This is a genomic window from Collinsella aerofaciens (assembly GCF_015560135.1).
Taxonomy (GTDB): domain Bacteria; phylum Actinomycetota; class Coriobacteriia; order Coriobacteriales; family Coriobacteriaceae; genus Collinsella; species Collinsella aerofaciens_AN.
Genome location: NZ_JADMRH010000030.1, coordinates 1 through 10716 on the forward strand (window position 1 = coordinate 1; position 10716 = coordinate 10716).

At 54.1% G+C, this 10716-nt stretch carries 11 protein-coding genes; all 11 read right to left on the reverse strand.

Going from position 1 to position 10716, the window contains the following annotated elements:
- Window positions 1–12: 12 nt before the first annotated feature.
- Window positions 13–591, reverse strand: coding sequence for a polysaccharide biosynthesis protein (locus tag I2H19_RS09285; RefSeq protein ID WP_195622485.1), 579 nt, complete (start codon window positions 589–591; stop codon window positions 13–15).
- Window positions 592–699: 108 nt separating this feature from the next.
- Entirely contained in the window at window positions 700–1623 is a 924-nt protein-coding gene (locus I2H19_RS09290) for a glycosyltransferase (protein ID WP_195622486.1), read from the reverse strand.
- A complete protein-coding gene (locus I2H19_RS09295; RefSeq protein WP_229089884.1) occupies window positions 1623–2948 on the reverse strand; it encodes an O-antigen polymerase in 1326 nt (441 codons plus the stop codon). The genes I2H19_RS09290 and I2H19_RS09295 overlap by 1 nt, the downstream gene beginning before the upstream one ends.
- Window positions 2949–3010: 62 nt before the next feature.
- A complete protein-coding gene (locus I2H19_RS10085; RefSeq protein ID WP_195622488.1) occupies window positions 3011–4216 on the reverse strand; it encodes a glycosyltransferase family 4 protein in 1206 nt (401 codons plus the stop codon).
- Window positions 4216–5676, reverse strand: coding sequence for a sugar nucleotide-binding protein (locus I2H19_RS09305; protein WP_195622489.1), 1461 nt, complete (start codon window positions 5674–5676; stop codon window positions 4216–4218). Before I2H19_RS09305 ends, I2H19_RS10085 begins: the two co-directional genes overlap by 1 nt.
- 15 nt (window positions 5677–5691) lie before the next feature.
- The gene (rfbB, locus tag I2H19_RS09310) at window positions 5692–6714 is read right to left on the reverse strand and encodes a dTDP-glucose 4,6-dehydratase (protein ID WP_195622490.1); all 1023 of its coding nucleotides are present in this window, start codon (window positions 6712–6714) and stop codon (window positions 5692–5694) included.
- A gap of 19 nt (window positions 6715–6733) precedes the next feature.
- Window positions 6734–7633: a glucose-1-phosphate thymidylyltransferase RfbA gene (rfbA, locus tag I2H19_RS09315; RefSeq protein WP_195622491.1), complete on the reverse strand. Its 900-nt coding sequence runs from the start codon at window positions 7631–7633 to the stop codon at window positions 6734–6736.
- Window positions 7634–7636: 3 nt separating this feature from the next.
- Entirely contained in the window at window positions 7637–8512 is an 876-nt protein-coding gene (locus I2H19_RS09320) for a glycosyltransferase family 2 protein (protein WP_195622492.1), read from the reverse strand.
- A complete protein-coding gene (locus tag I2H19_RS09325) occupies window positions 8512–9303 on the reverse strand; it encodes a sugar transferase (protein ID WP_229089885.1) in 792 nt (263 codons plus the stop codon). The genes I2H19_RS09320 and I2H19_RS09325 overlap by 1 nt, the downstream gene beginning before the upstream one ends.
- A gap of 54 nt (window positions 9304–9357) precedes the next feature.
- Window positions 9358–9909 carry an antiterminator LoaP gene (loaP, locus tag I2H19_RS09330; protein ID WP_271745869.1) on the reverse strand — a complete coding sequence of 184 codons (552 nt, stop codon included), beginning with the start codon at window positions 9907–9909 and terminating at the stop codon, window positions 9358–9360.
- 469 nt (window positions 9910–10378) lie between these two features.
- Window positions 10379–10716: hypothetical protein (locus I2H19_RS09990; protein WP_229089886.1), on the reverse strand; the 338-nt coding region annotated here is incomplete at its 5' end.

Here is a 10716-nt window from a genome sequence, read left to right on the forward strand (position 1 = left end):
CGGATTCGCGCCTCAGGACTCAGCGCAACGCGTTGCGCTGAGTCCTGAGGCTGTTGCAATGAAAATGAGAATCAAGGAAAACGAGTCTATCCTCAAAACCAGCAGTACCAATAGTGGCACCAAGAACGCCAAGCGCTCTATAATCGTTGAGAACGACGACTTCTTCGTCTCGTTCATGCACTGCAGCTCATTCATCATGAAAGTCGCCAAGTTCTGAAGTACTAGGTAAATTGCGGTCATAACCACAACGAACGTACGCTCAGCACCGGTTTGTAAGAAGCTGGACAAAGAGACGATTACGATGACCATGAATGTCTGGTAAAAGACACCGAAGAGCATCTGGCTCTTAATCGATGCCTTGTCCATCTCTTCTCGCTTCTGACCACCGGTCGTCAGGTAGACTCCCGAGGAAAGACCCAAGTGGAAAAAACCAACATAGCTTACGTAGAAGATATATAACTGCCAGTAACCAAACTGCTCAACACCAAGCAGCTTCGGGACAATCATCGTCTGAATAACTGATAAAGCAAGAGTAACGCCTTGGGCCAGAAAAGCGACACTCATGTTTTGCAAAATAGTTTTCTTGTTCAAAAGGAATCCAAATTATTAATAACTAATAATTAAATCAAGCAAGTCGAATAACCATGAACGCTCTCATGTTTTTGATCGAGCCAGACTAAGCGTATTAAATTGAAGCTATCACCCCCTGCAGGCAAGCACCGCGTCAACAAGCAAGCCTTTCCATGTGGCATAAAAAGACCTGTGCCGTAAAATGGAGGAGAATTCTCTCAGCCCTCTTGATTTAAGGAATGAGATTCTGAAGTTCAACCATGAATTTATATCGTCCAATAGTAATTCATCCGCTTTTTCCAAGGTCTTTTTTTCAAGGCCAAATCGCTTCATTAATCGGACACGATCAATTAAATCCTCGACATCATGTATTCTGTCTTCACGCGTCATCTTCTTTCTAGCAGACGCGTTGGTTGCATGTCGGCGAAACTTTACGAGCCTTTTGTCATACAAAGCTAATGTGCCTTTTACCTGGGACAGCTCCCAAAGCATGGCGTCGTGAGCCCAAGATTCTTTCCAGAACGGTTCAATTTCGTTTGCGAAAGTCTTACGAATACAATAAGCGCAGCCAGGTCGGGTAACGTATATCGATTTAGCATTAATTTGCTCGTGCAGGAGAGCACCATCATTGGCGCCGTTTCCGACATTTGGAACCTTTTTTGATCCGGTTTCATAGAAGGGCTCGACATCGCATGCTAAGACGTCAATTTCTGGATGGTTTTCCATCAGAAATGCCATCTCGGATACTTTAGAGGGTAGCCAAACATCATCTTGGTCGCACAAGAAAATTAAATCGCCGGTTGCATGCTTAATTAGCTTATGGAAGTTGACCTTCCATCCATTGTTTACTGCGTTTACCGCAACTGACCACTTTTCAAGCTTAAAACGATCAATATAACTGCGAATAATGTCATATGTTCCGTCTGTCGAGCAGTCATCACATATTAATACTTCGTCAAAGGTCCTATCTTGAAGCCTAAGTGAATCAAGCTGCTCATCGATATATTCAGAACCGTTATAACTTGAGAGTACAAGAGAGATACGCAAAGTCACTAACCCCTTTCCTCAATGTACAACCGGCTCTCCGTTTCATTTTTTTCATTACCCCTAGTCCTTGTCGTAAAAAATGTGGTCAGGAGATCGATAGCAATTACCGCGAAGGCACAGACCCAAAGTGGGCCGGAAAATACCGTGTCATCGAAAATGCTCCAAAGTGGTCCTTGGATTGCAAGAGAATATGTAATTAGCTTAGTAAGTGATGAAAGGCGCTGCCAATTCAGCATTGCCTTTACAAGTAGAGAGACAAGACCGTAAAAAAGGGGGTAAATTACAATGCCTAAAATTGAAAAATCCTGGAAAGCATCCATTAAAAAAGAGCCAACAGTTAAGCCAGGATCTGTTGCCATGTACGAATAGACAACAGTACTTGACCCTAACCACGAGGAAAAAGTCGTATCGAATCCGAGAAAGTTAGAGAACAATTTGATAAATGGATAAAACAGATGCGCACCAAATGTTGGTGTTTTGACAACGATGTTGTCGAGGGCATAGCGAGCGTTTTCAAGTGGTGAACTGATATAAATATATAACCAGGTAAAGCCGTCAGGTACATCAACGTTCATCTTGTATTGACTAGACACGCTCGAAAATAGGGTCGCAGTTCTAATCGAGCCAAAGTAATCAAATGCAAATACGACAGCGACAAATACACCGACAAGAAGAAGAAAAGTTTTACCGGAAACCTTTGTTTTCCCAGTGCGTTTTACGTATAAAAGCAATTCAAACAAAAGGCAGCCTGTAAGAATCCAAACGATAGGCCCACGACTCAAATCACAGGCAGTAAAATAAAGAAAGGCTACAAACAGCAATAGGCTAAAAATTATTGCCAGCTTTTGTTTTGCCATTCTTCCCACAAGATAAAAACAAATTGCAATTGGTACAGAGAGTCTGTAAAAATAGCCCCCTTTGAAATCTACTTTCATGCCAGCATTGTTGCTCAACCCTCTAAGTTGCCCTGCGTCAGCATTAGCCTTAAAAGCAAAAAAAGCCAATATTGCAATTAACGCTAAAAAAAACCAATAAATGATATTGTTTGGGATTTTTAACTCTCCGAAACACTCTTTCAATAAAGAGACATCCTTCCGACTGTTGGATGCGAAAAACCAAAATATAACGAATACAATTAGCGAGACAGCATTGATTAATAAACTGGGATGATATAAATCTGATAAGGCGAAATCATAGAGCCCCGTTCCTAAACTCCAAATCATCATTCCGATTCGATTCAAATCTAGAAAGAAAAGAACGCCATCATCTTGATACCAGTTATAGCAAATCAAAATGAATACAATAATCCATATAAAAGCAACGAAAAACAAACTAATCACCGTATGTAATGGCTCGCTAAAAATCCCTAGTTAACAATCTGCAATTGTTTTGACTAAAGACAGTTCTCATATAGGGCTATTAAATTTCGATAATAAACTTCGTCCGAGAGAATCTTCGGCTTCGGCCTCAGAGGCCGCTCCAGCATCTTCATCATCGCGCGTTCAAGATCCTCAACATCCCCAGTTTTGAACAGAAGGCCGTTTACACCTTCTATGACATAGTCTCGGGCAGCACAGCAATCCGGCACGATGCATGGAACACCCTGCTCAAGCATCTGAAGGGGGGTGAGCGGGGCCGCTTCGTGCCATCGCGACGGTTGCACCATCGCGATGGCACGAGCGGCCCCGCGCAATCCCATTTCTTCGGGCTTAAGCCAACCAGTGAACTCTACGTTATAAGAGAATCGTTTCTTAAGGTCGGACAGCATTTCACCGTCACCAATAACGATGCCTCTGGCGCCAATAGCGGTAACTGCTTCACAGAATAAATCAGCTCCCTTTTCTGGGCTGATTCGACCTATATACAAGAAGCGGTCACGAACTTGTTGAGTACCACTGTTATCGAACTTAATATGATCAACTGGATTGCGCAGGACCTCATAGGGATACTTGCTGTGCAGGAACGGAATAAGAATATCGCGGCAATATTCAGACACAAACGCATAGTGAATGTTTCGATTGTTGCGAACCCAACGGTCCTGCTGTGCCTGACGAGCAACCCGCCATAGCTTTTGAGCATAAGAGCGTTTGTCACAGTTGTGACAAACGCAAGCGCCCGACATAGGTTTACGCTCACAGATACGTTTCTCGTTATAATCATAAAAACCACCGTTGGGACAAACGGAGAAGTAATCATGGACAGTTAGAAGAACTGGGTTGCCTTTCTCAGTTGCTGCGGCAAATACAGCACTGCTCAAAACCTTTGTCCACGTATGTATATGGATGATGGCGCCCTTAAGATCATTGCGATTTAGAAGATCGCTGAATGACTTATAGACATACGTGTTCCAGACGCCTTTGCGAATGGCATCGAGTTTAGACGGGTTGCTGTTAATGGACGGCATGCCAAGACAAATAGTTTCGACATCGGAAGCAGCAAGCTCATCGCAAACAGGTCCTTCACCGCAGAAGAAAATCACCTTACGTCCCTTGGACGCAAGAAGTAGGGCGGTTTTAACCGCAACAGCAACAGCCCCACCTTCGATATAACCAAAGTCGCTAACGACAACGATGGGCTTAGTTTGCATTCCGATGTTCACTAGGATAACAACCCCTTAATGTACTCCCCCAGCTCTTCCTCCCAGCCGGGCATGTGGAAGCCGACCGACTCGAGCCTGGACAGGTCGAGCGCGGAGTGGACCGGGCGCGGCGCGACGGGGCTGGCGGCGCTCGCGTAGTAGTCGGCGGTCGACACCGGCACGACCCTGTCCCCGTTGCCGTTGGCGGCCTCGAAGACGGCGCGGGCGATGTCCGCCCAGCTCTTCACGGCGCCGGAGCCGGTGCAGTCGTAGGTGCCGTAGGGGGCGTGCGTCCCCAGCACGTGGAAGATGGCCTCGGCCATGTCGCGCGTGAAGGTCAGGCGGCCCAGCTGGTCGTCCACCACGGTGACCTTGTCCAGCTTGTCGTCCGGGTCGGCGACGCGGTCGGAGAGCCCCTTCATGGTCTTGACGAAGTTGCGGCCCTCGCCGATGACCCAGGAGCTGCGCATGATGTAGTGACGCGGGCACCCGGCCACGGCGATGTCGCCTGCGGCCTTGGTCTGGCCGTAGACGGACAGCGGGCTGAGGGGCTCGTCCTCCGTATGGACCTCGGCGGTGCCGTCGAAGACGTAGTCGGAGGACACGTGGACGAGCGTGATGCCGTGCCCGGCGCAGGTGCGGGCGAGAAGCGCCGGGCCGGTGGCGTTGGCCTTCCAGGCGGTCGCGCGGCCCTCGGGGGTCTCCGCTTTATCCACGGCCGTGTAGGCGCCGCAGTTGATCACGGTGCCGTAGAGCGACCAGTCGTACTGCGAATAGGCCGCCGGGTCTGACATGTCGAAGGTGTCGATGTCGCAGAAGTCGAAGTCCTTGGAGACGCCGCGCTCCTCGGCGAGCGCACGCACCGCATGGCCAAGCTGGCCGTTGCAGCCGGTGACGAGGGTGCGCTTCGGAGCCATGGGGACGACGTCCTTGAGCATCGGGTGGCCGAGGTCGGCATCGGAGACGGTGGCCTCGTCGAGCGGGATGGGCCACTCGATGGCGAGCTCCGGGTCGGCGAGGTTCACGAAGGTGTAGGTCCTCTTGAGCTCCAGGGACCAGTGGGCGTCCACCAGGTAGGTGTAGGCGGTGCCGTCCTCCAGGGCCTGGAAGGAGTTGCCCATGCCGCGCGGGACGTAGATGGCTCTGCTGGGATCCAAAACGGTCGTGAATACCTTGCCGAAGGTCTCGCTGCCCTCGCGCAGGTCGACCCAGGCGCCGAAGACCGAGCCGCGCGCCACGGAGATGAACTTGTCCCAGGGCTCGGCGTGGATGCCGCGGGTGACGCCGCGGCTGTCGTTGTAGGAGATGTTGTTCTGGACGACGCGGAGGTCCGGGATGCCCAGGGCGCACATCTTGGCGCGCTGCCAGTTCTCCTTGAACCAGCCGCGCGAGTCGCCGTGGACGGCGAGGTCGACGACCTTGAGGCCCTCGATGCCGGTCTCGGCGACGGAGAGGTCCTTCTCGAATGCGATGTCTGCCATCTAACTCTTCCCTCCTTACTGCCCCTGCGCGCGGTAGCGGGCCTCGGTGGCCTCCTTGACGGGGCGCCACCAGGACTCGTTGGCGACGTACCAGTCGATGGTGGCCTTCAGGCCCTCGGCGAAGTCGGTGTGCGCCGGCCTCCAGCCCAGCTCGCGCTGGAGCTTGGTGGAGTCGATGGCGTAGCGGCGGTCGTGGCCGGGGCGTTCGGCGACCCAGTCGAAGTCCTCGGGGTCGCGCCCCATCGCCTCCAGGATCATGCGCAGGACCGTGATGTTGTTCCTCTCGCCGTCGGCGCCGATGAGGTAGGTCTCCCCCGTGCGGCCCTTGGTCAGGATGTCCCAGACGGCCGAGGAGTGGTCCTCTGTGTGGATCCAGTCGCGGACGTTCTCGCCCTTCCCGTAGAGCTTGGGACGGACGCCGTCGACGATGTTCGTGATCTGCCTGGGGATGAACTTCTCCACGTGCTGGTAGGGGCCGTAGTTGTTGGAGCAGTTGGAGATCGTGGTGCGAAGCCCGTAGGTGCGGGTCCAGGCGCGCACGAGCATGTCGGAGCTGGCCTTGGTGCTCGAGTACGGCGAGGACGGGTGGTAGGGCGTCTCCTCGGTGAACTTCGCCGGGTCGTCGAGCGTCAGGTCGCCGTAGACCTCGTCGGTGGAGACGTGGTGGTAGCGGATGCCGTATTTCCTCACGGCCTCCAGCAGGCGGAAGGTGCCCTCGACGTTGGTGCGCAGGAAGGGCTCCGGGTCGGCGATGGAGTTGTCGTTGTGGGACTCCGCGGCGTAGTGCACGATCGCGTCGTGACCGGGGACCAACTTATCGAGCAGCCCGGCATCGCAGATGTCGCCCACGACGAGCTCCACGCGGTCGGAGGGCAGCCCGGCGATGTTCTCGGGGTTGCCGGCGTAGGTCAGCTTGTCCAGGACGGTGACGTGCACGCCGGGGTGGTTGTCCACCACGTGGTGCACGAAGTTGCTGCCGATAAAGCCGCAGCCGCCCGTGACGATGATGTTCCTGGGGGAGAAGGTCTCCTCTGCCATGTTCGTATCTCCTCGTTTCCTAGTACTCGCGCGGGCTGTTGACGATCTCGCCGGCGGCGACCTTCTTCAGGTGCTGCCCGTAGACCGACTTGCCGTAGGCCTCGGCGGCCTGCCTGAGCCCCTCGGTCGTGATCCAGCCGTTCTCCCAGGCGATCTCCTCGGGCACGGACACGGGCAGGTCCTGGGAGTGCTCCACGGCGCGGACGAACTCCGCGGCCTCATGCAGGCTCTCCATGGTGCCGGTGTCCAGCCACGCGTACCCGCGGCCGAGGGTGACGACGGACAGCGTCCCCTCCTCCAGGTACATCTGGTTGAGCGTGGTGATCTCCAACTCGCCGCGGGCCGACGGCTTCACCTCATGCGCCTTGGCGGCCACGTCGCCCGGGTAGAAGTACAGGCCGGTGACGGCGTAGGAGCTCTTGGGCTCGGCGGGCTTCTCCTCGATGGAGACGGCCCTCCCCTCGCGATCGAACTCCACGACGCCGAAGCGCTCGGGGTCGTCCACGTGGTAGCCGAAGACAGTGGCGCGGCCCGACTCGGCGTTCTGGACGGCGCGCGTCAGGTGGCGCGAAAGGCCGTTGCCGTAGAAGATGTTGTCGCCCAGCACCAGCGCGCACGGCTCGCCGGCGATGAAGTCCTCGCCGATGGTGAAGGCCTGGGCCAGGCCGTCGGGGCTCGGCTGCTCAGCGTAGGACAGGTTCACGCCGTAGCGGGAGCCGTCCCCGAGCAGGCGCTCGAAGTTGGGCAGGTCGGTCGGCGTGGAGATGACCAGGATGTCCCGGATGCCCGCCAGCATGAGGGTGGACAGCGGGTAGTAGATCATGGGCTTGTCGTAGACCGGCAGCAGCTGCTTGGAGGTCACGAGCGTGAGCGGGTACAGGCGGGTGCCGGAACCGCCGGCGAGGATGATGCCTTTCATTTGCTATAGCCTTTCTTTTCTAGCGGCCCTACGGCCAGCACGGTTTCCCAGAAGGCGCGCGCAGCAGTCGACAGCGAAGGCGATGAACTCGACCAGATTGCCCTCCCGAAGGAGCTGGGAGGAGACCGCTTTGACGAGCCGGCCCCCTTCACCGATCTCACTTGCATGCATGAGATCGTCCGCATGCGTTTCGAGAAAGAACCCGACGGCACGGTTGCGGGCAAACTGTTGGGATGGCGTCAAGTTGTGCGAGTGATAGACCTCGGCACATGGTTCGTACGCGACCTTCATACCCGAGGCGATAAATTTGGCGGCCATGAGCATGTCCTCGTTGGTGTTGACTTGATCGAATCCACCGCATTCGAGATATGCGGTCCGTCGATAGGCAGAACAGGTGTCAGATGCAAAGAACGTCTTAATCCCAAATTTCTTGAGATCGCCTTTTGACCGAACAGACGGTGTGTCGGGATAGTTGAAATCACGAACCAATTGTTCAAAACGACGGGCATTGGCCTTGGGGAGCTGCCTTCCGCTCACAAGCGCGACAGAGTTATCGGCCAGTAACGGTTCGACAAGCGTTTCCAGGTAGCGACTGGAAGCGGGTACAGCATCCTGTGTGAGAAAACAAACGAAATCACCCGCGGTGTGCCTCAAAGCTATGTCGCGGGTCGAACCGTGATTGAATTCCTTACGTTCTATGCGAACGAAGTTAACCCGAGGATGCTTGGCGACCTCGTCAACGGTGCCATCTTCGGAGGATGAGTCAACCACCAAGATATCGAAGGGCCTGAGAGTCTGAGTTTCGATGAGGGTCAAGAGCTCATCGATCTCGCCCGCCGCATTTAGGGTTGGTATGACTACGCTCAAGGAGGGAGCCATCACTTGCCCTTCCTCATTGCCTTGAAGGTCTTAACAAACACGCGGGCGTCTAGGCCAACCGATTGATGGCGCACATAAAATAACTCGCGAGCCTGCCTCTGGCCACTAGCCCACGTTGAGTCATTGCGGTCAGTGGCCGCCCACCAGCCGGTGATCCCCGGTTTGCAGGAGAGCACTTCATCACGGGCATCTCCATACTCGTACGTCTCTTCGAGCGTCACCGGTCTGGGGCCAATGACAGAGAGGTCACCCATGAGCACATTGATAAACTGCGGCAACTCATCGAGTGAGGTGCGTCGCAGGAAGCGACCAACGCGCGTAATGCGTGGGTCATCGTCGACCTTCTGCTCGCGTTTCCACTGAGCCAGCTGTTCGGAAGTCATATACTTCTCGGGATGATCATGAGCATCCGACACCATGGTGCGCAACTTAAATATGTATATCGGTTTTCCATTCTTGCCGATACGCTCCTGGCGGAAGAACGGCTTGCCGGGGGTGTCGATCTCAATTGCAACGCATGCAGTCGCAACGGGGATTAAAAGAACTGCGCAAACACCCGCCGAGAAAACAATATCAAATGCACGCTTAATAGCGAGGTAGCCCGGCCCACCTTTCTTGGGGGCGGCACACGACGAGTCCGGCGCAGGCGCCTTATAAGTGCCAGTTGCAACGAAACCCATAGCAGGAGCTGGGTTCTCGACAGGAGGCGGAAACTCTGTTGCCCTAGGAAATCTTGTGACTTTGGGCAAGTCCATTACATATTCTGTTTTATCTGACACGTTCTCTTCCAAGATTTTGTTCCCGGGTCGGGGATCCTCCCTGTCCTTTGCGGAAATCGCCAGCAGCTAGGCGATTACCTTTTTGAGGTTGCGCATGACGCGCTGCTCGTTTGAAAGCACGGCAAGGCCAACGCGCGTAGTTACGCGTCGGCCGCACAGGTTGAGCTCCAGATAAGCAGTGCATTTACGTCTATTGATGTCTTTAATGAGGCCTTCGTGGCCCAACAGCGGACCAGCCGTTACTACGACCCGGTCGCCATCTTTTAGGGCCTCGCTCATGGGCACTACGCGGTCTCCCCTATTGGTAAAACTGCCAATGAGCTGGGTCTCTTCTTTTGCCAGCGGCACAAACTGACCGTCCTGGGAAAGCACCCGAGCAAAGTCGTCCATGCGCAGCAGGTACTGTTGCACGGTCCGAGGATCTGCCGTATCGCAGATGAGATAACCGGGAAAGAGCGGCTTGGTCGTGACAATCCATTCGCCGTGTACCTTGATCTCGGTTTGATATTGGGGATAAAAGAGCTCTTGCATGGCACTCGCCGGCACCACGCGCTCGATGCGCTCGCGCATTACGTCTTCGCGACCGTTAATGACCTGAATCACATACCACACGAGCACCACCCCCTTGCTGTCTTACGTGTGGCTCACGGGGTTTGGGTATGGCTTCGCCAGGGCGCTTGTGCGCGGAGGCGCTCCATATTCAAACCCTGAGCCCAGTCAGACAAGCACGTGGCTCTGCCCCACCGTGAACGGTATGTAAAAGTGCAGTGGCTAGAGACGCGGACATGTATCGCAAAATGACCGCATCCCCAGCTGGCTGCGTGCGAGCCAGTCAAGCGGGAACAAAACTGAACCGCACGCAAACAGCGGAAGAACTGCTACGTTTAGGCATACAAACTAATAATTATTTGCACCTGTGAATTAACTCAATACAAATAAACAACGTCGCATGACTTCTTTATTGGAGCTCGTGGTGTTTCTGGCACCGCCGTTACGGCCGGATGCTGATCAACCCTGCACTTTGTGACTTGCTGAAGCCGTGAGCACAGTTGAGCTCATGTAACGATAGGTATCCTAGCACAAGCTGTTAGTGAAACTGATTTGGGCTGCGTTGGACAACATATCGTTCATTTGACGTGCTTAAGGGGGTTGTTTTGGAATGATGTTCACGTTGGCGCAGGTTATTGGGTTGCTGGCGATGATTAAGGGCGCTCCTGATGCCCAAACAGAACGGCGAAGAGTACTGATAATCGCGCTTGGCTAACAAACTATGTACAGACATGAGAAATAAATTGTGCAATTTTTTGTTGGAGTGGGTGGCGGTTTGTGCACGGAGATATTTGGCATGAAAGACGATATGAGAAAGCCATTTGGGTCGCCTCCCCCGCGGCGCAGCTTCTTTCCGCGGGCTCGGGATGCCACAAT

What these genes read in the sequence shown, in the direction of transcription:
- I2H19_RS09320 (WP_195622492.1), bottom strand. Translation starts at nt 8,512, where the DNA reads ATGGCTCCCTCCTTGAGCGTAGTCATACCAACCCTAAATGCGGCGGGC.
- I2H19_RS09305 (WP_195622489.1), bottom strand. Translation starts at nt 5,676, where the DNA reads ATGGCAGACATCGCATTCGAGAAGGACCTCTCCGTCGCCGAGACCGGC.
- rfbA (WP_195622491.1), bottom strand. Translation starts at nt 7,633, where the DNA reads ATGAAAGGCATCATCCTCGCCGGCGGTTCCGGCACCCGCCTGTACCCG.
- rfbB (WP_195622490.1), bottom strand. Translation starts at nt 6,714, where the DNA reads ATGGCAGAGGAGACCTTCTCCCCCAGGAACATCATCGTCACGGGCGGC.